Raw genomic sequence first — 23,882 nt, 5'->3', positions numbered from 1 at the left:
TCTCCGAAACCAACTACAATGGCAATCCAAACTACACCTTCCGTAAATTATCTGGAGTGGATAGTAGCTTGAGTTTTGCTTATACGACGAAATAATCTCCAGAAAGATAGTTGTCGTTTTGTCCCAAATATTGTATAATATTTGGGACAAGGTGGTGAGGAATTGAGTAACATAAAGGCTAAAATAAATAGTAAGATTGATAATCTACCAGACGGTGCAGTCTTTATTTCAAATGATTTTTTAGAGCTCGCTGATTATGAGACTATTAGAAAAAATTTGAATCGATTTGTTAACGATGGAACGATTCAACGTATTGTAAACGGTGTGTATTACAAACCAAGGTTTATTGAGGTGATTGGGGAATTTGAGTCTCCTTCAATAAATGAAGTGGCTATTGCCATTGCTAGAAAATATAATTGGACAATTGCACCTTCAGGGAACACAGCGCTAAATTTGTTAGGGTTGTCAACACAAGTTCCAGCTCAATGGACTTATATTTCTGATGGACGGTATGTAAATTTTTTAATTGGAAATACGAAACTAGTGTTCAAGCGAACAACAAACAGTACCATTTCAAATATGTCGCGATTAACTGCACTAGTTATTCAAGCCATCAAAGCTATTGGAAAAGATAATATTTCAGAAGAACAGATTCTTTATCTTAAGAATAGGTTAACTAAAAGTGATAAAGAGAAACTTCTTGAGGAAGGTAAGACTACCAGTGCATGGATTTATAAAATCTTGAAAAAAATAGGAGAATCCTAAAGATGCTAGAATTTAAAAAAATTTCCAAAGAAGACCTTCAAGCCATTATTAGAAATGCTGCGGAGAGACTTGGTATCAATGAAGTGATCGTTGAGAAAGACTATTGGGTTTGTTTCGTACTCAACTATCTCTTTACAAAGAGTGAATGGAAGGATGCTTTTACATTTAAAGGGGGTACAAGTCTTTCTAAGTGCTATGATTTAATTAAGCGATTCTCAGAAGATATTGATCTAATCTTGGATTGGCAGGTGATTGGATATGGTAAAGACGAGCCGTGGCAATCCCGTTCAAATACGCAACAGGATAAGTTCAATAAGGAATCAAATTTAAAAGCAGAAAACTTTCTTGTGAATGCATTAATTCCACAGATGAGGTTAGATTTTGCGAAACTGATTGAGGATGATTTTCAAATTAGTATAGATGTAAATGACCCACAAACAGTGCTTTTTGAATATCCGACAAGTTTCCAATCAGAGTATGTGAAGCAAGTCATTCGCTTAGAAATTGGTGCTCTAGCTGCCTGGACACCCTCTGAAATGGTAGAGATTACTCCTGATTTATACAAGATTTACCCGATGTTATTTGTGGGAGATAGTTTTTCAGTTAGGACTGTATTACCAGAAAGAACCTTTTGGGAAAAAGCTACTATTTTACATCATGAGGCAAATAGGCCAGCAGATAGTAAAATCCCTATACGCTATGCACGGCATTATTACGATATTTACTGTTTTGCTCATTCGATTTATAAGAATAGAGCCTTTATGAATCAAGAGTTATTGGAGAAAGTTGTTTCATTTAAGGAAAAATTTTATCCTCGAAAATGGGCAAAATATGAAGACGCAACTATTGAAAGAATCAGATTACTTCCAGATGATTACAGATTGAATGAAATTGAATCAGATTACAACCAGATGAAAGAAATGTTTTATGGGTCTGTGCCATCATTTGAAGAGGTGTTAACAACTATCGCTAATTTAGAAAAAGAAATCCATAAACTTTAGACATCAATTATTTTAGTCACCCACTTTTATGGGTGGCTTTTTCTTTTCCCTGAACTTATTGTGATAACAAAATCAAGCCTTCTTTTTTATGATGAGGAAAGAGTGACAGTTTGTTGCTAGAGAATAAAAGAAAAGAAGGACACTTTATGACCAAAACATGTAATCATCACTTTCTTGTCAATCAGGAAAAAGGCGAGAAACACGTCTTTCGCAAGAGTAAAAAATATCGAACGTTATGTTCGGTTGCCCTTGGAACAATAGTGACTGCTGTTGTTGCTTGGGGTGGGACGGTTGCACATGCAGACGAAGTCACACCAACAGTGGACACCACCATTCAACGAACGGAAAATCCAGCCACGAATTTACCAGAAGTACAACCAACCCCTGTTTCTGAACAAACTGAAAGTTTAGTCTCAACTGGTCAATCCAATGGAGCGATTGCTGTCACCGTACCGCATGATACGGTAACACAAGCAGTTGAAGAGGCAAAGGCTGAAGGTGTTTCTACAGTTGAAGATAGCCCAATGGATTTGGGAAATACAACTTCTGCGGCAGAGACCAACCATCAAATTTCAAAAGCAGAAGCAGATGCCCAAAACCAAGTTGAGGCTATTAATGAAGTTACTGAAACCTACAAAGCTGATAAAACGACATACGAATCGAATAAAGCCCGCATTGAACAAGAAAATAAGGAGCTATCACAGTCCTACGAAGGGGCTAATCAAACTAGTAAAGAGACAAATGCTTGGGTTGATACCAAAGTCAATGACCTAAAAACCCAGTATTCAGATGCTGATGTGACAGTAAAAGAACAAGTAGTCTCATCAGGAAATGGGACATGTGTTCTGGACTATACAAACTATGACAAGGCTGTTGAAACCATTCAATCAACTAACGAACAAGCTGTAGCGGATTATCTAACAAAGAAAACCAAGGTAGATGATATTGTTGCGAAAAATCAGGTCATTCAAAAAGAAAATGAGGCTGGACTTGCTAAGGCAAAAGCAGATAACGAAGCCATTGAAAGGCGTAATCAGGAAGGTCAAGCTGCTGTAGATGCTGAAAACCGTGCAGGTCAAGCTGCGGTGGATCAGGATAATCAGGAGAAACAACAGTTAGTTTCAGATCGAGCAGCTGAGATTGAAGTCATTACTAAACGTAATCAAGAAAAAGAAGAAGCTGCCAGAAAAGAGAATGAAGCGATTGATGCCTACAATGCCAAAGAAATGGAACGCTATCAACGTGACTTGGCCGAGATTTCAAAAGGTGAAGAAGGTTATATTTCTGAAGCCCTTGCTCAAGCACTCAATATTAATAACGGTGAACCCCAAGCACAACATGGAGCCATTACCCGAAATCCTGATCAGATTATTTCAACTGGCGATGCCATGCTGGGTGGCTACTCAAGAATTTTGGATTCAACAGGATTCTTTGTCTATGATAGCTTCAAAACAGGTGAGACCCTAAGCTTTAACTATCAAAATCTTCAAAATGCACGATTTGATGGGAAAAAGATTAGTCGTGTGACTTACGATATTACCAACCTTGTATCACCAGCTGGAACCGATGCCGTGAAATTGGTTGTACCAAATGATCCAACCGAGGGCTTCATTGCCTATCGAAATGACGGAAACGGTGACTGGCGAACAGATAAGATGGAGTTTCGCGTAGTTGCTAAGTATTTCTTGGAAGACGGTTCACAAGTTACCTTCTCAAAAGAAAAACCAGGTGTCTTCACACATTCTTCCCTCAATCATAATGACATTGGTCTAGAATATGTCAAAGATTCATCTGGGAAATTTGTACCTATTAATGGTTCAACTATTCAAGTGACCGATGAAGGTCTGGCTCGTTCTTTGGGGTCAAACCGTGCAAGTGATTTGAATTTATCTGAAGAATGGGATACGACATCTAGCCCTTATGCCTATAAGGGTGCCATTGTCTCAACGGTTACATCAGGAAATACTTATACCGTCACCTTTGGTCAGGGTGATATGCCACAGAACGTTGGATTGTCTTACTGGTTTGCCTTAAATACCCTACCAGTTGCACGTACAGTGACACCTTATAGTCCCAAACCTCATGTAACGGTGGAACTTGAACCCATTCCAGAACCTATTACGGTAACACCAGATGTCTTTACTCCTAAAACCTTTACACCAGAAAAGCCTGTAATCTTTACGCCAAAGCCTTTGGAAGAAGTGGTGCAGCCTAGTCTAACTTTGACCAAGGTAACCTTACCTGTTAAACCTATTCCAAAAGAACTTCCAACGCCACCAGAAGTACCGACTGTCCATTATCATGCGTACCGTTTGACGACAACTCCAGAGATTATGAAAGAAGTGGTCAATAGCGACCAAGCTAATCTTCATGAGAAAACTGTCGCAAAAGATTCAACGGTGATTTATCCCTTAACAGTTGATGCCTTTTCATCCAATCGTTCTCAAACGACTAGTCTCATTTTTGAGGACTACTTGCCTGCAGGTTATTTGTTTGATAAGGAAACAACACAAAAAGAGAATGGAAACTATGTCCTTAGCTTTGATGAGACTAAGAATTTTGTGACCTTGACCGCAAAGGAAAACTTATTGCAGGAGGTGAATAAAGATTTAACCAAGGTTTATCAATTGACCGCCCCCAAACTTTATGGAACTCTTCAAAATGATGGGGCAACCTATTCCAATAGTTATAAACTCCTTTTGAACAAGGGCACAACCAATGCTTATACAGTCACTTCAAATGTGGTGATAGTTCGTACACCAGGTGATGGGGAGACAACTACACTTATTACACCTGACAAGAACAATGAAAATGCGGATGGTGTTCTCATTAACGATACGGTCGTAGCCCTTGGCACAACCAACCACTACCGTTTGACTTGGGATTTGGACCAGTATAAGGGAGATCGTTCTGCTAAAGAGACAATTGCACGAGGCTTCTTCTTTGTGGACGATTACCCAGAGGAAGTGCTTGATGTGGTGGAAAATGGCACGGCTATCACAATCCTTGATGGTCAGAAGGTATCAGGCATAACGGTTAAAACCTATGCTTCACTAAATGATACCCCTAAAGACCTTCAAGATAAATTAGCTCGTGCTAAGATTACACCGATAGGTACCTTTCAAGTCTTTATACCAGATGATAACCAAGCCTTTTATGACCAGTATGTCAAAACAGGTACATCTTTAGCTTTACTGACCAAAATGACGGTTAAAGATAGTCACTATGGCCAGACAAAGACCTATACAAACAAGGCTTACCAAGTGGATTTTGGCAATGGCTATGAGACCAAAGAAGTGAGCAACACCCTTGTTTCTCCAGAACCCAAGAAACAAAACCTCAATAAAGACAAAGTGGACATCAATGGGAAGCCTATGTTAGTGGGAACTCAAAATTACTATACTCTCTCATGGGACTTGGACCAATACCGAGGGATTAAAGCAGACAACTCTCAGATTGCACAAGGATTTTACTTTGTGGATGATTATCCAGAAGAAGCTTTATTGCCGGATGAAGCAGCTATTCAGTTTATCACATTTGATGGCAAAACAGTTTCAGGAATCACTGTGAAGTCCTATGCTCAATTATCAGAAGCTCCTAAATCTTTACAAGCAGCCCTTTCTAAACAAAAAATTCAGCCTAAAGGAGCTTTTCAAGTTTTCATGCCTGAAGACCCACAAGCCTTTTATGAATCTTATGTGACCAAGGGGGAGAATATCACCATTGTTACTCCGATGACGGTTTTGGAAACCATACTTAATTCAGGGAAGTCTTATGAAAACGTGGCCTATCAGGTGGACTTTGGCCAAGCTTATGAAACCAATACGGTGACCAATTTTGTCCCTAAAGTAACTCCACATAAGTCTAATACCAATCAAGAAGGCATTTCAATTGATGGAAAGACTGTCCTTCCGAATACGGTCAATTATTACAAAATTGTCTTGGATTACAGTCAATACAAGGACATGGTAGTGACGGATGATGTTCTTGCCAAGGGATTTTACATGGTAGACGATTACCCAGAAGAAGCTCTTAGCCTAAATCCTGATGGTATTCAAGTTTTGGATAAGGATGGCAATCGTGTATCTGGTATCTCTGTCAGCACATACGCTAGTTTGTCAGAAGCTCCGAAAGTCGTTCAAGATGCCATGGCGAAACGTCAGTTTACATCTAAAGGAGCCATTCAAGTCCTTAGTAGCGATGATCCAAAAGCCTTTTATGAGACCTATGTGAAGACTGGTCAAACCTTAGTTGTGACCCTTCCGATGACGGTTAAAAATGAGCTGACCAAAACAGGTGGTCAGTATGAAAATATAGCCTATCAAATTGATTTTGGCTTGGCCTATGTCACGGAAACAGTGGTCAATAATGTTCCCAAACTAGACCCACAAAAGGATGTGGTAATTGACTTGTCTCATAAAAATAACAGCCTTGATGGGAAAGAAGTGGCCTTGAATCAAACCTTTAACTATCGCTTGGTTGGAGCGATGATTCCAAGCAATCGTGCGACAGATTTATTTGAATATGGTTTTGAAGATAACTATGATGAAAAGTATGATGAGTACAATGGTGTTTATCGCAGCTATCTGATGACGGATGTTACCCTCAAAGACGGTTCTGTCTTAAAAGAGGGGACAGAAGTCACGAAATATACCTTGCAACAGGTAGATACAGAAAATGGCCTAGTATTAATATCATTTGATAAAGCTTTCTTAGAGACTATCTCTGATGATTCAGCCTTTCAGGCAGATGTTTACCTTCAGATGAAACGGATTGTGACTGGTCAGGTGGAGAATACCTATCTCTATACAGTGAATGGCTATGTCATTAGCTCGAATACAGTTGTAACACATACACCTAAACCTGAAGAACCAAGTCCAAATCAACCTACCCCACCTCAACCACCAATTGAGACTATTGAACCACCTGTTCCAGCAAGCATCTTGCCAAATACAGGGGAACAGGAGTCCCTTTTGAGCTTGATTGGGGCTGGGATTTTACTCGGTACAGCTTATGGACTAAAGAAAAAGGAGGAGAAGTAGATGAATCCGAAAACCATTTATGAAAAGGATTCAGACCATGATGGTTTGACAGATGCTCAGGAACTGGCTTTAGGAACCAATCCATATGCTATTGACACGGATGGTGATGGTCAAGCTGATTTAGAGGAGCTACAATCTGGACATTCACCACTAGTCCCACAAAAGGAGTTGTGTGATGGCTTGGAACTTTGACACCATGAAAGAGGCCTTGTCTGAAATGGAGAAGGACGATTACCAAGAGTTTATCAAAGCCTTTCTCTCATTGGAATTAAGTATTTCTGATAGAACAGTTCTTAATCAGGTTTATCAAGATTATATGGATGAAGATGATCTATCCTTGGTTAGTGATGAGCTACGAGTTAAAGTGGAAGGTTATCAGGATGAAGTAAAAGCTGATATGACTGATATTCTGGAAAAGCTGTACCGAACAGGTGAAGGCTCTAGTTTTATTATGGATTTAATGTCCTCAAATAGTCTTTCAGAAACCTTGGAACAGTATGAGGTTTTGGATAGTGATGATTATTCACCACTTAGTCTTGAAACCTTACAGGCCATGATTCAACAGGACTTGGCCATTTCCAGTCAGGATTATTTTGGAGATCTGGTTCATCTTGCTTTGCAGAAAGATTTACTAGACCAGAAAAGTCATTTTTTACAACACTATGTGGCAACTGTAATGGAAGGTATTCCACAAGAAAGAGACCAACGAGCCTTGGTCCTAGATTAACGCAAAGGGCTGAGAAACACTCTCGGCCCTTTTAAAATGGGAGGAAAAAATGAATCAAGAAGTCTTACTACAAATGATGAGAGCCACCATTCCTCGTGATAGAGCCTTGCTTGAGGCATTTTTATATTACCAAGCAGAGCATTTTGATGAGGAGTGGGATAGTCTCGTTTATCAGTTTATGACTAATAGGCAAGAAATAAATAAGTCTGTTCAGGTACTTCACTTTGAGACAGATGTTTCAGCTTTTGTTCAGGCTAGTCCTTATGATACTGCTCATGATCTATTGACCTATACACAAGTATTCGGCCAAACTGGTCTCCAAAAACTCGACAAACTATCGCCGTCTGAAAAAGACTTGGTGATAGAAGTAGCCTTGTTTAATCTGGCCACTCGTTTTCAATTATTAGACTCAAATGGTCACTACCAAACCATATCGCCGGATTCACTCTTGCAAAAAAGTAGGGGAGCTAATTTGGTCAATGTTTACCGTGTGGCTAATAATTTAGCGGATCGCATTAGCCGAGATATTGAACAGTTTCTCTTGACTTACGAGCCTGAGCTTGAAGCAAGAGTTGATGAAATAGTTCAAGAACAAGAAGAAACTGGTGATGAGCACAAAACAAGTGTTCATCAGGCATTATCTTTTCGAGAAGAGGGCTCTCTGGTTATTGCTAGTTTGGATGTAGATTTGTCTCAACTAGATGTTCAAACAGGAAAAACCAGTCATCTGCCAGCTTATGAAGAGTTGTCATTACGACGTAAATTTGAGATACTAACCTATTTTGACCAAATTCGAAATGAACGTTCAAAAGTCCCAAATTTTAGACGAGGTGATTTTGATACTGAGATGGAAATGACACCAGTCTTTGCTGGCGAGGAGTTACTTACCTATCTAGAAGCTGATGGTAGCCTCTATGAGCTGAAACGAATGTTGACTACAGTCGAAGAAAAGGAAATAGAAAAAATTGGACAAGCCATTAGGGCAGAAAATCAAGAAAAATGGACTCAGTTAGGGATTGATTTATCTCAGTTTGACCAAGACCAAGTCGGCATTTTATTGGATGCGGTAGGTCGTTTTCGTTTGAAAAATGCGGATCTTGCTTTACTAGGTGGCTATCCCAATGCCTCTGTAACTCAACTAGCCCTTGCGACAGAACTACTCCAAATGGGATTGGGTCATGAAAAAATTGAATTTTTCTTTGGTAGCCAGCTTTCCATTGAAGAGCTGCGACAAATTGCTTACGCCTTTTTACACCAAGAACTTAGCAGAGAAGACGCGGAGCAATTTGAAAAAGTTAAAGGCAATCAGCCAGATTTAACTTTCAGAGATTGGAAGAACAAGCTAGAGAAAGCTGAGGGAAAAGAAGTAGTTGATGAAGAATTTGCGGAAAATCCACTGGTTCAGAGGGTATTGGACACTTATCCTCTGGGGGCATTGGTTTCCTATAAGGGACAGGACTTTGAGGTCGTGTCGGTCAACGATGCTCGATTGAACGGTTTGATTCGGATTGAGTTAGTCAATGATTTTTCAGATATCATTGAACAAAATCCAGTTCTTTATGTGAGGACCTGGGAAGAAGTCAGTCAGGCACTTCATCAGCCAAAGGCAGAACCACAAACAGCGTTAGACGTAGCGGACCAAGAATTAAACCTTTTTTCATTTCTGGAAGAGGAGCCAGTTCAGAGTATTGGACTATTGGAACCAGATGGTTCAGAAAAAGGTCATAATGATACTGATCTTGAAGAATCAGATAGTCAAATTCCTGAAGGGGAAGTAGTCGGAACAATTCCAGAGATTCCAGTAACGGACTTTTATTTTCCAGAAGATTTGACAGACTTTTATCCTAAGACTGCTAGAGATAAGGTTGAGGCAAACATTGCGGCTATTCGTTTGGTTAAAACACTTGAAACGGAACGCCGTCAGGCAAGTACAAGTGAACAAGAACTCCTTGCCAAGTATGTGGGTTGGGGTGGACTTGCCAATGAATTTTTTGATGACTATAATCCAAAATTTTCTAAGGAACGAGAGGAACTGAAAAGCTTAGTCACAGATAAAGAGTATTCGGATATGAAACAGTCCTCTCTGACAGCCTATTACACAGACCCAGCCCTGATCCGTCAGATGTGGGATAAGTTGGAAAGAGATGGCTTTACAGGTGGCAAAATCCTAGATCCTTCCATGGGAACTGGGAATTTCTTTGCGGCTATGCCCAAACACTTAAGAGAAAAGAGTGAGCTATATGGCGTAGAGCTAGATACCATTACAGGAGCTATAGCCAAACACCTTCACCCCAATAGTCATATTGAAATTAAGGGTTTTGAGACGGTGGCTTTTAACGACAATAGTTTTGATTTGGTGATTTCAAATGTGCCGTTTGCCAATATACGAATTGCGGATAATAGGTACGATAAGCCTTATATGATTCATGACTACTTTGTCAAAAAGTCACTTGATTTGGTCCATGATGGTGGACAAGTAGCGATTATCTCTTCCACAGGAACCATGGATAAGCGAACAGAAAACATCTTACAAGATATTCGTGAGACAACCGAATTTCTTGGTGGGGTTCGACTGCCTGATTCTGCCTTTAAGGCCATTGCAGGAACCACTGTCACAACGGATCTGTTGTTCTTTCAGAAACACTTAGTCAAGGGATATGTTTCAGATGACTTAGCCTTTTCAGGTTCCATTCGTTATGAAAAGGATAGTCGCATTTGGCTCAATCCTTACTTTGATGGAGAATACAATAGCCAAGTGCTAGGAACCTACGAGGTTAGAAATTTTAACGGTGGAACACTTTCTGTTAAGGGGACTAGTGATAACTTGATTGCAAGTGTCCAAACTGCTCTAAATCACGTTAAGACCCCAAGAGAGATTGATAGAAATGAAATCAACATTAATCCAGACGTATTGACAAAACAAGTCATTGATACTTCTATTCCAGCTGAAATGAGGGAGAATCTAGGTCAGTACAGTTTTGGTTACCAGGGTTCTACAGTTTACTATCGAGACAACAAAGGCATTCGAGTGGGGACCAAGACGGAAGAAATCAGTTACTATGTCGATGAAGAGGGCAACTTCAAAGCATGGGACACCAAGCATTCTCAAAAACAGATTGATAGATTTAATAGCTTAGAGGTGACTGATAGCACTGCTCTAGATGTTTATGTGACCGATGATGCAGCTAAACGTGGACAATTTAAGGGTTATTATAAAAAGACAGTTTTCTATGAAGCTCCCTTGTCTGAGAAAGAAGTGGCACGGATTAAGGGAATGGTCGATATTCGCAATGCCTATCAAGAAGTTATTGCCATTCAACGCTATTATGACTATGATAAGGAGACCTTTAACCACTTGTTAGGCAAACTCAATCGTACCTATGATAGCTTTGTCAAACGATATGGGTATTTGAATAGTGCAGTGAACCGCAATCTTTTCGATAGTGATGATAAGTATTCGCTTCTTGCTAGTTTGGAAGATGAAAGTCTGGATCCAAGTGGAAAGTCTATTATCTATACAAAATCCCTTGCCTTTGAAAAGGCTCTAGTGCGTCCCGAGAAAGAGGTTAAAAAGGTACATACAGCCCTTGATGCCTTAAATTCTAGCTTAGCTGACGGCAGAGGGGTTGATTTTGCTTATATGATGTCTATCTATCAGGTCGATTCTAAGATGACCTTGATTGAGGAGTTAGGCGACCTCATTATGCCTGATCCTGAGAAGTATTTGAATGGGGAGCTGTCCTATGTTTCTCGCCAAGACTTTCTGTCAGGTGATGTGGTTACCAAGTTAGAAGTGGTGGACCTATTCGTCAAACAAGACAATCAGGACTTTAACTGGCCTCATTATGCAGGACTTCTAGAAACAGTCAAACCAGCACGCATTACTTTAGCAGACATTGATTATCGAATCGGTTCACGCTGGATTCCTTTGCCTGTTTACGGAAAATTTGCCCAAGAAATCTTTATGGGGAAAGCCTATGAACTGTCAGACCAAGAAGTAGCAACAGTCCTTGAAGTCAGTCCCATTGACGGAGTTATCACTTACCAATCTAAGTTTGCCTATACCTATTCCAACGCAACGGATAGAAGTTTAGGTGTACCAGGTTCTCGTTATGATAGTGGTCGAAAAATCTTTGAAAATCTCCTGAATTCCAATCAACCAACCATCACAAAACAAGTTGTCGAAGGGGATAAGAAAAAGCATGTGACGGATGTCGAGAAGACAACGGTCCTACGTGCCAAGGAAACACACCTACAAGAACTCTTTCAAGATTTTGTAGCAAGGTATCCAGAAGTCCAACAGATGATTGAAGACACCTATAATAGGCTCTACAATCGTACGATATCAAAGACCTATGATGGTAGTCATTTAACCATTGATGGACTTGCCCAGAATATCTCCCTACGTCCTCACCAAAAGAATGCCATTCAACGGATTGTGGAAGAAAAACGTGCTCTACTCGCCCATGAGGTAGGGTCTGGAAAAACCTTGACCATGCTTGGGGCAGGTTTCAAACTGAAAGAATTAGGGATGGTGCATAAGCCTCTTTATGTGGTCCCTTCTAGTTTGACTGCACAGTTTGGTCAAGAAATCATGAAATTTTTCCCTACCAAGAAAGTCTATGTGACTACTAAGAAAGACTTTGCCAAAGCCAAACGCAAGCAGTTTGTGTCTCGGATTATTACAGGGGATTATGATGCCATTGTCATTGGGGATTCACAATTTGAGAAAATACCGATGAGTCGAGAGAAGCAGGTAACCTATATCAACGACAAACTCGAACAACTCAGAGAAATCAAGCTGGGAAGTGACAGTGATTATACGGTGAAAGAAGCAGAGCGTTCGATTAAGGGACTAGAGCACCAGTTGGAAGAACTCCAAAAACTGGAGCGAGATACCTTTATCGAATTTGAAAACCTTGGCATTGATTTTCTCTTTGTGGATGAGGCTCATCACTTCAAGAATATCCGTCCAATCACTGGACTTGGGAATGTAGCTGGAATCACCAACACCACTTCAAAAAAGAACGTGGATATGGAGATGAAGGTGAGACAGGTTCAGGCAGAGCATGGGGATAGAAATGTCGTTTTTGCGACAGGAACACCAGTTTCTAACTCCATTAGTGAACTTTTCACCATGATGAATTACATTCAACCTGATGTCTTGGAACGATACCAGGTATCCAATTTTGACTCCTGGGTTGGGGCTTTTGGGAATATCGAAAACTCTATGGAACTAGCCCCGACAGGTGATAAATACCAACCTAAGAAACGGTTTAAGAAATTCGTCAACCTTCCTGAACTCATGCGAATTTACAAGGAAACAGCCGATATTCAGACATCGGATATGCTTGACTTACCTGTACCTGAAGCTAAGATTGTTGCGGTGGAAAGCGAGTTAACGCAAGCTCAGAAATACTATTTAGAAGAACTGGTAGAGCGTTCAGACGCTATCAAGTCAGGTAGTGTTGATCCAAGTAGAGATAACATGCTTAAAATCACAGGTGAAGCCAGAAAACTAGCTATTGATATGCGGTTGATTGACCCTGCTTATTCCTTATCGGATAATCAGAAAATCCTTCAAGTAGTCGATAATGTCGATCGGATTTACAGTGAAGGAGCTGAAAACAAAGCCACTCAGATGATTTTCTCTGACATTGGAACGCCTAAAAATAAGGAAGAAGGGTTTGATGTCTACAATGAACTTAAGGACTTGCTAGTCGATCGAGGGATTCCAAAAGAAGAAATTGCCTTTGTGCATGACGCAAATACCGACGAGAAGAAAAATTCTCTCTCACGCAAGGTCAATAGTGGGGAAGTACGGATTCTCATGGCTTCGACTGAAAAAGGTGGAACGGGTCTAAACGTGCAATCACGCATGAAAGCTGTCCACCACTTAGATGTTCCCTGGCGTCCTTCTGATATTGTACGTGCGTCCGTAAAGGCGGTATAGTAAATCTACTTTTGGGCAAAGTAGTAGGCGTGACCTTAATGCCTATCATCACCCAACTGACCTGTGAGGGAAACCAAATATCAGGGAACAAAGCACGTTGGGAAACTCATAAGTTGATGAGTTATCACATCACGACTGAATGAGGAGATGACAATGTAACAGTTGTTACTGAGATAATTATAAGGATAAAATCTAAACTGATTGAAGGATAGTCTAAACGGTCTGTGTCGGGACTGTGAGGTAAGATAACTAAAACCCTCATACTATGGAACTTCACTATCACTGGATAAGATAATGAAGCAAAGGGACTCCATAGCGTATTCATAGTAAATGAAAACAGATGAACGTCCTATCCGAAGAAATTATCAAGCTATGTTACTATACCAGTTAAACGGAGATTACTTAAGTCAAAACGCTTGTAAAAGCTATTAAACATCAGGTTTATGAATATTTGATAAGGTAACGGAGTTCCCATAGTAGTCCGAGCGTGTTAATGGCACGTACATGGCGAAGGGGAACAGTTTATAACATTAACATAATGGAAAGGAAGGTGTGTGAGACACCATGAGAAATCCTCAAAATGTGTTAAACAATCTAACAAAACACAGTAAAGATAAAAACTATCAATTTAAGCGACTTTATCGTTTGCTTTATAACGAAGAGATGTATTTAGTTGCCTATCAAACGATTTACGCTAACCCAGGACACATGACCCCTGGAGTAGACGAGTTAACAATTGATGGCATGAGTATCGCTAGAATTGACCAATTGATTGATTCCCTGAAAGATGAATCCTATCAGCCACATCCATCAAGACGAACCTACATTCCGAAAAAGAATGGTAAGCTACGTCCACTAGGTATTCCAACATTTGATGATAAGCTCTTACAACAGGTTGTCAAAATGATTCTGGAAGCTATCTACGAGGGACAGTTCGAATCTTCTTCTCATGGTTTTCGTCCGAATAAAAGTTGCCATACAGCACTTACTCAAATTCAGAAAACCTATACTGGAACAAAATGGTTCATTGAAGGAGACATCAAATCATTCTTTGATAATATCAACCATGATGTGATGATTCAGATTCTGCGAGAAAGAATTACAGATGAGCGATTCTTACGCCTGATTCGTAAGTTCCTCAATGCAGGATATGTGGAAAACTGGAAATTCTATAAAACCTACTCAGGAACTCCACAAGGAGGAATAATCAGTCCAATTCTAGCCAATATCTATTTGGATAAGTTTGATAAATATATGACAGATTATGTGAAGAACTTCTGTGAAGGGAAATACCGTAAACGCACCCCAGAATATCGCCAAAATGAGATTGCACTGGGAAAAGCAAGAAGAACACTAGAGTGTGCTTCGACGGAAAACCAACGCCAAGAAGCCATTCAACGTATCCGTCAATTAGAAAAAGAAAGAGTATTGATTTCTCATAGCGACCCTATGGATAGTAGCTTTAAGCGTCTAACCTATACCCGATATGCAGATGATTTTATCTGTGGTGTGATTGGAAGTAAAGAGGACGCTCGTCGCATTAAAGCAGACATTAAGGACTATTTGGAAACGGTTCTCAAATTGGAACTCTCTGAAGAGAAAACCCTGATTACCAATGCAAGAGATAAAGCGAGGTTTCTGGGTTATCATCTGTACATTCGCCAATCCAATTTAGCCAAACGTGATTCGGTAGGACGATTGGTCAGAAATTATACAGGTAGATTGGTTTTAGAGGTTTCTATTGAAACGATTCGAGATAGATTACTGTCCTATGGGGCTATGAAAATGACTTATCATAGAGGTCACGAAGTTTGGAAACCAGCAGCTCGTTATTTTATGAAAGACTGTGATGATCTAGAGATTTTAGAACGCTACAATGCGGAAATAAGAGGTTTTTATAACTATTATTGTATCGCTAACAACAGTTCTATCCTCCATCGCTTTAAGTATATTATGGAATATAGCATGTATAAAACCTATGCGACCAAGTATCGTACGACTAAATCTCACATCATCCGTAAATATAAAAAGGATGGTCAATTCAGGGTACAGTATATTGGACGCAAAGGAGATATAATGTCCCGTTATTTCTATAACGGAGGTTTTAGACGTCAAAAGAAATCTTTCCTTGAAAACGATAATTTGCCAAATACGGCAAAATATTTCAGTCGTACAAATCTAATTGATAGATTAAAAGCAAATCGTTGTGAATATTGTCAAGCAACCGACAGTTCCTTAGAAATCCATCATTTGAGAAAACTCAAGGATTTAAAAGGGAAAACTTTTTGGGAACGTTTGATGATTTCTAGACAACGGAAAACAATAGCACTGTGTAAAGATTGCCATAAGAAATTACATCATGGTAAGTTAGATTGAGTTTATAAATGGAGAGCCGTATACATTGAGAGGTGTACGTACGGTTCGGGGGCGAGTATTTGGAAACCTGCCGTAGTAATACGGTAAGGCGCTGGATACTTAGCCTACAGCGAAATGGTAGATTGATTCGTCAGGGAAACATGCACCAGGAGGTAGATATTTATCACTATATTACCAAAGGGAGCTTTGACAATTATCTCTGGCAGACGCAGGAGAATAAGCTCAAATACATCACGCAGATTATGACCTCAAAAGATCCTGTGAGATCAGCTGAAGACATTGACGAACAAACCATGACCGCCTCAGACTTTAAGGCTTTAGCCACTGGTAATCCCTATCTCAAACTCAAAATGGAATTGGAAAATGAACTGACAGTTTTAGAAAATCAAAAACGAGCTTTTAATCGCTCAAAAGATGAATACCGTCACACAGTTTCTTATTGCGAGAAGCACCTCCCTATTATGGAAAAACGGTTGAGTCAATATGATAAAGATATTGCCCAATCTTTGGCAACAAAGTCGCAAGATTTTGTCATGCGATTTGACAATCAAGCAATGGATAATCGTGCTGAAGCTGGGGACTATCTGCGAAAACTCATTACCTATAACCGCTCAGAGACCAAGGAAGTCAGAACCCTTGCCAGCTTTAGAGGATTTGACTTAAAAATGACTACACGAGATCCTAGTGAGCCCTTGCCAGAGACCGTTTCTTTAATGATTGTAGGTGAAAACCAATATACAGTCGCTCTTGATTTGAAATCAGACGTGGGAACTATTCAACGGATTAGCAATGCCATTGACCATATCCTGGATGACCAAGAAAAGACTGGAGAAATGGTAAAGGATTTAAAAGATAAGCTACAAGTAGCCAAAGTAGAAGTTGAAAAAGTCTTTCCCAAGGAAGAGGAGTACCAGCTTGTAAAGGCCAAGTATGAAGTTTTGGCTCCCTTGGTCGAAAAAGAAGCGGAGATAGAGGAGATAGATGCGGTTTTGGCCAAGTTTAGTGAAATTACAACACCCCAAATGAAGCAACAAATAGCACTTGAGATATAAGATAAAAGGCTGACAAATAATTTTGAACGCGGTAAAATGAAGTCAAGAAATCACAAAAGGAGAATAGATCATGGTCCAAACACTTGAAGAAATGCGTTATCAACTAGAAGAATGGTTGTCACAAGGCTTTACAAACCCAGAGGATAGAGCCAACTACCGAACATTAAAGGAACAGTATGAAGATGAAACTCTTGATTATAGCTTTTCAAAGCGTGAAATCACTGGACAGCTGGAACTCATCATCACAAGTCGTGAGAATGAGTTTCCAAGCTTAGATGAGGTAACGAAAGCGGAATACCTTGACTTGGTTGCCCAACTTGATGAACTTGACCAGGAACAGGCTGACTATTATCGCAAGCAATTAGCCTAGAAAGAGGTGTCAGATGTTGGAACAAATTCTACAAAGCCTTTTGCTCATCGCAGCAATAGGACTAATGTTGTTTGTCCTTTATCGGATTGTGAAAGTTTCAGGTGCTTTATTTCTTATCGGACTCATCAGTGGATTAGTCTTTATTGAAATCTATGGAATTTACCTCTTTTTTACAGAAAGATACCTTTATACAGAAGATTTAGCCACCAATGGTATTTGGAATTTTACAGGATTTTTTATAATATTTAATATTCTGCTTGTGCTTGGACTTATGACCGACATCGTGAAAAGAAGAATGATGGGATACAAATAGGGCTACCTGATTTTAGGTAGTCTTTTATTTTTGTATGTTTTTGATTAAGTGTAGATAGATGAAATTGGATTACAGGAACTTAGTATCTCTTTTTGTCTTGATTGTGATACGTGTGTATATATCTGAGTAATCGAAATAGAACTGTGTCCAAGTATCTGCTGGATGTACCGAATATCGACATCATTATCTAATAACATCGTAGCAAAGCTGTGACGAAACATATGAGGTGTAATAGTTGTAGTGAGTCTGGTTTGTGTTTTGGCTGTTTTTAGAAGCAAACGAACACTTTGTTCTGTCAGTGGTTTTTGTAAGGATTTTCCGGGAAATAAATAATCGTCTGTATGATTGCAATAACAAGTGATATAAGCTTTTAATAACTGAAAAGTTCGTTCATCGCCAATAAAAATCATACGCTCTTTTTTACCTTTTCCTAGAATTTGGAGTGTTTGTTCCGTTAGATTAATATCTTTGATTCGAATATGACACAGTTCAGAAATCCGAATGCCGGTAGAAAGCAATAAGGAGACAATTAACAAATTTCTTTCAGCTTTCTGTTTTTGATAAATAGTTTTGGCTGAGATAATCTTCTTTTGTAGATAGGTATAGAGGATTTTTAAACTATCATGAGGGATTGTCTTGGGCAAAGTTTTTTCTGCTCGAAATTGAAACCGTAATTGATTAAAGGGATTGTCAGTAATAACATTTTTCGATTGTAGATAGCTGTAGAATACTTTTAAACTTGCAATTTTTCGCCGTAAAGTACTAGTTTTTAAGTTTGAATGTGTTAAACCTTCAATATAACTTATCACACATTCATTATTGGAATTGTAAAATTGCATTAAATCGTTTTTATAAGCACGCAAGGTGTGTGTACTCAAGCGTTTATGAGTTTTACAATAATTCAAGTAGTTAGAAATAATAGTATATTCCATAATAGTCTCCTTTAACAATAATGACGCTATTATAGACTGATTTTGATGCTTTGTATAGTGATAATAAATTGTTATCGATAGGAAAGAATCATGAAACAATTACTACAGTCTTATTTACAAAATTTTGATAAATTATGCTCTAAGACCAATTTATTTTTAGTTGCTAATTTACAAAAACAAACTAAGAAAATGTCTTATTATACAATTGAACATGCATCTGATAGTGAATTTTTTTCGCTATCAGAATTTGAAGAAATAGCTTCAGCACTGTTAAAAACTGGTTTATGTATGAATGTTTTTTATACTGAAATAGACTTTTTTGAATATATCTTAAAATACTATCCGAACTTATCAAAAGAAACATTATTAGTTTATAATTTGGCTAGAGATGGTCGAAAAGAAGGGAAAAAATCGTTGATCCCCTCTTTTTGTGATTACTTTGGTATTGATTATACAGGTTCAAATGCACTAACGGTCTCATTATGCCGTAATAAATTTATTTGGGGAGCTATTGCAGATTGCTTTAATATTCCAACACCTAAAACAGTTTGTATAAAAGATGGCGAAGTATTAGGTGAACCTTTTGAAGCTCAAAAATATATTAGAAAAGAAATTTCGGAATCCGCGAGTATTAATCTTTCCTATGATTCAATCATAGATAATTTTGAGTGGAATAATATAGAAAACAAAGACTTTCTACTGCAAGAGTATATTTCAGGAATTGAAGTTGAAGTCCCATTTTTCAATATTAATGGGAAATACCTTATATTAGATCCGGTCAGAATCGTATCTTCATCAGAAATTCTAACAAGCGAACTATCTGATAATAATAGTTATTCATTTGAATGGTTAGAAAATCAAAAGATATGTACGAAATTAAAAAAAGTAACAAAAAAACTCGCCAAGTACTTAGGTATAACTACTTACGGACGAGTTGATTTTAGAATAAAGTCAGATGGGAGTTATTTTGTTTTTGATATTGCAACAATGCCCTACACAACTGACCATAGTTCATTTAATTTTGACTTTGAGCAATATGGGCTTACAATGACTGATCTTCATAAACTAGTAATATTAAGCAGTTTATAATGCACTAGTATATTGTATATCGGTTAGCATAAGCCCCCTTCGGAAGTAATTCCATTCTCTTGAAGAAAATTTGGTCTGTGATATAAAATCAGAAAATTCCTTTCCTGTTTCTATATCTGACTCAAAAATATTTTTATAGCGACGATGTTTTTCAATTAGTAATTTTTTATCTGATTCGAAAATAACGGGAGAGAAACCTTCTAATTGATAATATTTATTCTTTGCTTGTTGATGCTTATTTTCTAGTAACAACAAGCAAAATTCAAACCATCCAAAATAATAACGATAAAAATCATCTATCGAAGTATCATCAAGGTCGGCTAAATCCTCAACCCCCATCAACTCTTCAAGTATTGTTTTATAACATCTGTATTCTTCTGTTTTAGAATAATACAGAGAAATTGAACATAGATTTGTATATATTAAGTGCTTACTTACATCATTTAATTCATATTCGGTAATAATGCTTTCAAATTGAGATTTCCAATAATCAAAATCTCCTTTCACACCTGAAAGAAAGTCTAGTAAAACAAAATTATTTTTAGACTTCCAGTATAGTGGTAGATTGTGTTTATCTGATAATGCTTCTATTTCATGTTTCACCTGTTTTGCTCGCTCATAGTTGGAAGAGACAAGTAATAGTCCTAGAAGACTACCAAGTGTATAATACTGTTCAATTTTATCATCAACATTGGTAAAAAATTTTAGAGCCTTATTTGCATCGTTGATTGATCTATCATTGTCCTTGTATAAAAAACTTTTTCTTAAATAGATATTTTTAAGATATTGTGCACTTTGTTCAATATCTTTTGTTGTATAAAATTTTTTGACGATATTTTCATTTAAAACTTGGAATTTATCAACTTCATTAAGTTTATCTATTAAATGAGGTAGTAGCATGTAAATACATGAAAGATAGTGAACAGGTTCAATAATGATGTCTTTATTGCTTTCAGCAAATATATTTTCATAAAGCATATCACAAAGTGATTTAAAAGAAAAATCTTGTGACGTATTTCCCTGAAAATTAATATCATTTTTTAATAATATCGAAGCTAATAACGAACTTTCAGGTAAGATTTCTGTATAAAGAGAGTTGGTATCATTTGTATATTTGTGATTGATACATTTTAAAAATACTGATTTAGTCTCTTCAGTGAGAAATTCAAGTCTATTTAGACTATTTTTTTCGCTTTCTAGTATCTCATTTTGATTCAATAAATGTTCATACCAAAGTAAATATAGAGATAATAAATATTCTTGACTCTCCTTAAGTCTTGCCAAAATTTCTATCTTTAGTCTGTAATTAAACGGCTCCTTCCCGCATAGATAATGATAGTACCGTCTATAGATTTCTTTTTGTCCTTTTTCAACCGTTAAAAGAAGTTTATCTTTCATAATCAATATCAAACTATAAAAATTTGTTCTATTTTTTACAGGAATTAGGACTAGTAATTTTTTTAAGATATCAATAGCTTTTTCAATTTGAAAAGTTTTTAAATTGAAATATTCTTCAGCATCATATGGGTTGAAATATTCAGGAAAGACAGATAGCTGATAAATGAAATCGATATCAATTTTATTCTCTCTAAAGTCAGTCTCAATCGTATTTAACAAATCATCTAATAACTTTTCAATCTTGGAATTATTATGTGATAGTGAAATAAAATTATAAATTTTTTCTAGATTCCCTTTGGTTAGAGGATATAGTGTATCTACCAAATCATCAGATACATTTGAAGTCTGTAGAATACTACCTAGAGTATCTTTTAAATCATTTAATTCAAAATGATGGATATCAAAGTTTTTTGAAAAGTTAATGTCGCTATTTTTTAACTCCATGCCTCCCACTACAATAATAATTGATTTATTATATTTTTTTTCATAAGAAGAAATATTGTTAATAAGGCGTATAAAAAATAATTTTAGTTCATTTCCCAGCCAATCCCAATGTTGAATTAGAAATATTAATCTGTAGCTGTTGCTGTTATTTAGTATTTTTTTCTCTATCTCAGCTGAATCATATTTTAATGATATACCAGCTGTTCCGAATCCTGGTATCGAGTTGTTAATGGATATTGAGATAGGTTTGAAAAATTTTTCTGTAAAGGAAAGTTTATACTCGTCTGTAATATCGTTATCTCCAAAATCACTATATACTTCTGTTCCATTTCCATTAATTTCTATTTTGGATAGCTCTTGAGAGATTTTATCAAACGCTAAAGATTTTGATAAAGAATCTTCGAATGGAACATACAGTGAAAGTGATCCTCGAGCTGTATGAGTTTGAATAATTGAATTAGTAATTTCTGTTAAAAATTGATTCCAGTGAGACATAATCAAAATTCCTATCGATAACAATTTATTATCACTAGTATACCATAATTTGTAGTTAATCATATTTTTCTTGTGATAAAATTTCCAAGCTAATCTTGATATGATGAGGCTATCACTAATAAAGGAGTAAGCCATGTTAAATAAAGTGAAGGCTAGATTTCTGATTGGAGTCGGAGGTTTAATCGCAGTCAGTTTTATGGTCATGATTGGCTACACGATTGGCTCACAATCCGTTTCAAAACAAACAGAGAACCAAATACGAGCAGAAGCCAATAAACTTGTGACAAAGGAAAAGCAGGAGGAAAGAGCGACAGTTCTATCAGATGAGCTTGTCAAAGAATTTCTCACTCAATATTTCACCAAAGTTCAGCTGGGTGAAAATAACGCTCGTATCAAACCCTACATGACGGACTCGGCATTTTCAGAAGAGGAAGCAAATCAGAATAAAGCGATCAATCAAGTTTATAAAGATTATATGCTTGACTACCGATTTGAATCAGCCAGTATCTATGTCAATACAGAAAGCAATGTTGCACTTGCGGAAGTTACCTATCAAGTGACCTATGTTTCTGATTTGAGTGAGCAACAACAGCGAACCACTCAGACAGAAACCAAGACGGTTATCTTGTCCTACTCCAAAGTTTCCGACAAGCTCTTGGTTAATCAGTTGACCATTTGGAATGGGAAACTGGAGGACATGAAAGAAGTCACAGATGGTGCTAATTCCAGCATACCAATGATCCAAGGAACTACAACAAGTGAGAACAACTAGCAGGAGACAGTCTTCTGCTTTTTTTGATAGGGAGACAAGATGACACGAATTAAAGCAGTAAAACAAAAGGCTATTTTAGATGTGGCTGAAAGTCTGGGTTATTCTTTTAGACAATTATCAGGACACATTTATGAACACCCAGACCATGATTCCTTTCGGATTTTTGCCGATACCAATACTTTCAAATGGTTTTCAAGAGATATACAAGGGGATGTGATAGACTTTGTTCAATTAGTGGCAGGTGTTTCTTTCAAAGAGGCTGTGTCTTATCTTGAAACTGGAGATTTTGAACAAGCTAAGTTGATAGAAGAAACATATCAACCGTTTCAATATTATTTGCATGAAGAACCGTTTCAGAAAGCACGTATTTACTTAAAAGACATCCGTGGCCTAAGTGATCAGACTATTAATACCTTTGGCAGACAAGGATTGCTTGCTCAAGCTACTTATCAAGCGGAGTCGGTTTTAGTGTTTAAAAGCTATGACCATAATGGGATCTTACAGGCCGCAAGCCTTCAAGGTCTCGTCAAAAATGAAGAAAAACACGATCAAGGTTATCTCAAAAAAATCATGAAAGGCTCTCATGGCCATGTCGGTTTTAGTTTCGATATTGGTAATCCCAAACGACTCATTTTTTGTGAATCAGTTATCGATATGATGAGTTATTATCAGCTACACCAAAAGCAATTATCCGATGTTCGCCTAATTTCAATGGAAGGCTTAAAACTTTCAGTGATTGCTTATCAGACCTTGCGACTAGCGGCAGAAGAACAAGGGAAATTGGCATTTCTAGATAAAGTAAAACCAAGCAGACTTAGCCATTATCTTCAGGCAATACAAGAGACGACAACCTTTTTTCAAATTCATTCAAACGTCATAACAATGGCTGTTGATAACGATGAAGCAGGAAGAGAATTTTGTCAGAAACTGTCAGATAAAGGATTTCCGATTTCTCAAGATTTACCATTATTGCAGAGACTTGAAACAAAGTCAGATTGGAATGATATTGTGAAACAGCAGAGTGAACTATCCTTAAGTGATTTTATCCAAACAGCTCAAGCACAAGTCAATAAGAATCATCCTCCACCTAAACAAGAGCACGCTTTGGAATTGTGATAACAAAATCAAGTCCGCTATTATAATCTAGAAAGTG

14 protein-coding genes and 2 pseudogenes are annotated in these 23,882 nt (G+C 37.6%); 14 read left to right on the top strand and 2 right to left on the bottom strand.

Annotation, left to right across the window (positions count from 1 at the left end):
• The 11 genes and pseudogenes from J2T50_RS10630 to J2T50_RS09975 form a co-directional block, all read left to right on the top strand.
• Positions 1–95, top strand: a pseudogene (locus J2T50_RS10630) (CHAP domain-containing protein); the annotation flags it as partial.
• 67 nt (positions 96–162) lie between these two features.
• Positions 163–765 (top strand): DUF6088 family protein, encoded by a 603-nt coding sequence (locus J2T50_RS10020; protein ID WP_253366255.1) that lies wholly within the window; start codon positions 163–165, stop codon positions 763–765.
• A gap of 2 nt (positions 766–767) precedes the next feature.
• Positions 768–1,766, top strand: a complete 999-nt coding sequence (locus tag J2T50_RS10015; RefSeq protein ID WP_253366252.1) for a nucleotidyl transferase AbiEii/AbiGii toxin family protein — start codon at positions 768–770, stop codon at positions 1,764–1,766.
• Between the two features lie 146 nt (positions 1,767–1,912).
• Positions 1,913–6,808 carry an SspB-related isopeptide-forming adhesin gene (locus J2T50_RS10010; RefSeq protein ID WP_253366250.1) on the top strand — a complete coding sequence of 1,632 codons (4,896 nt, stop codon included), beginning with the start codon at positions 1,913–1,915 and terminating at the stop codon, positions 6,806–6,808.
• Positions 6,809–7,000, top strand: a complete 192-nt coding sequence (locus J2T50_RS10005) for a thrombospondin type 3 repeat-containing protein (RefSeq protein ID WP_105095355.1) — start codon at positions 6,809–6,811, stop codon at positions 6,998–7,000.
• Positions 6,984–7,535: a hypothetical protein gene (locus tag J2T50_RS10000; protein WP_253366248.1), complete on the top strand. Its 552-nt coding sequence runs from the start codon at positions 6,984–6,986 to the stop codon at positions 7,533–7,535. The genes J2T50_RS10005 and J2T50_RS10000 overlap by 17 nt, the downstream gene beginning before the upstream one ends.
• A gap of 49 nt (positions 7,536–7,584) precedes the next feature.
• Positions 7,585–13,488 carry a helicase-like domain-containing protein gene (locus tag J2T50_RS09995; protein ID WP_253366245.1) on the top strand — a complete coding sequence of 1,968 codons (5,904 nt, stop codon included), beginning with the start codon at positions 7,585–7,587 and terminating at the stop codon, positions 13,486–13,488.
• Positions 13,489–14,052: 564 nt separating this feature from the next.
• Entirely contained in the window at positions 14,053–15,864 is a 1,812-nt protein-coding gene (gene ltrA / locus J2T50_RS09990; protein ID WP_253366243.1) for a group II intron reverse transcriptase/maturase, read from the top strand.
• Positions 15,865–15,968: 104 nt separating this feature from the next.
• A pseudogene (locus tag J2T50_RS09985) lies at positions 15,969–16,916 on the top strand (hypothetical protein); the annotation flags it as partial.
• Between the two features lie 70 nt (positions 16,917–16,986).
• On the top strand, positions 16,987–17,286 hold the full coding sequence (locus tag J2T50_RS09980) for a DUF5962 family protein (RefSeq protein WP_253366241.1): 300 nt from the start codon (positions 16,987–16,989) through the stop codon (positions 17,284–17,286).
• 13 nt (positions 17,287–17,299) lie between these two features.
• A complete protein-coding gene (locus J2T50_RS09975) occupies positions 17,300–17,599 on the top strand; it encodes a DUF5966 family protein (RefSeq protein ID WP_253366239.1) in 300 nt (99 codons plus the stop codon).
• A 44-nt stretch (positions 17,600–17,643) separates the two neighbouring features.
• On the opposite strand, the gene J2T50_RS09970 is transcribed toward J2T50_RS09975, so the two are convergent.
• Positions 17,644–18,531, bottom strand: a complete 888-nt coding sequence (locus tag J2T50_RS09970; protein ID WP_253366237.1) for a tyrosine-type recombinase/integrase — start codon at positions 18,529–18,531, stop codon at positions 17,644–17,646.
• A gap of 90 nt (positions 18,532–18,621) precedes the next feature.
• Here J2T50_RS09970 and J2T50_RS09965 point away from each other — a divergent pair, with 90 nt between their 5' ends.
• The gene (locus J2T50_RS09965) at positions 18,622–19,620 is read left to right on the top strand and encodes a D-alanine--D-alanine ligase family protein (protein WP_253366227.1); all 999 of its coding nucleotides are present in this window, start codon (positions 18,622–18,624) and stop codon (positions 19,618–19,620) included.
• Here J2T50_RS09965 and J2T50_RS09960 read toward each other — a convergent pair.
• Positions 19,615–22,020 carry a DNA repair protein gene (locus tag J2T50_RS09960; RefSeq protein WP_253366225.1) on the bottom strand — a complete coding sequence of 802 codons (2,406 nt, stop codon included), beginning with the start codon at positions 22,018–22,020 and terminating at the stop codon, positions 19,615–19,617. The two genes, J2T50_RS09965 and J2T50_RS09960, sit on opposite strands and share 6 nt — an antisense overlap.
• Positions 22,021–22,090: 70 nt before the next feature.
• On the opposite strand from J2T50_RS09960, the gene J2T50_RS09955 reads away from it, so the two are divergent.
• Both J2T50_RS09955 and J2T50_RS09950 read left to right on the top strand, forming a co-directional pair.
• A complete protein-coding gene (locus tag J2T50_RS09955; protein WP_253366223.1) occupies positions 22,091–22,729 on the top strand; it encodes a peptidylprolyl isomerase in 639 nt (212 codons plus the stop codon).
• A 39-nt stretch (positions 22,730–22,768) separates the two neighbouring features.
• The gene (locus J2T50_RS09950; RefSeq protein ID WP_253366221.1) at positions 22,769–23,845 is read left to right on the top strand and encodes a toprim domain-containing protein; all 1,077 of its coding nucleotides are present in this window, start codon (positions 22,769–22,771) and stop codon (positions 23,843–23,845) included.
• Positions 23,846–23,882 lie beyond the last annotated feature (37 nt).

Source organism: Streptococcus gallinaceus, assembly GCF_024170225.1.
GTDB lineage: Bacteria > Bacillota > Bacilli > Lactobacillales > Streptococcaceae > Streptococcus > Streptococcus gallinaceus.
The sequence above is the reverse complement of the archived record's forward strand: the minus strand, read 5'-3'. Positions and strand labels throughout refer to the sequence as shown.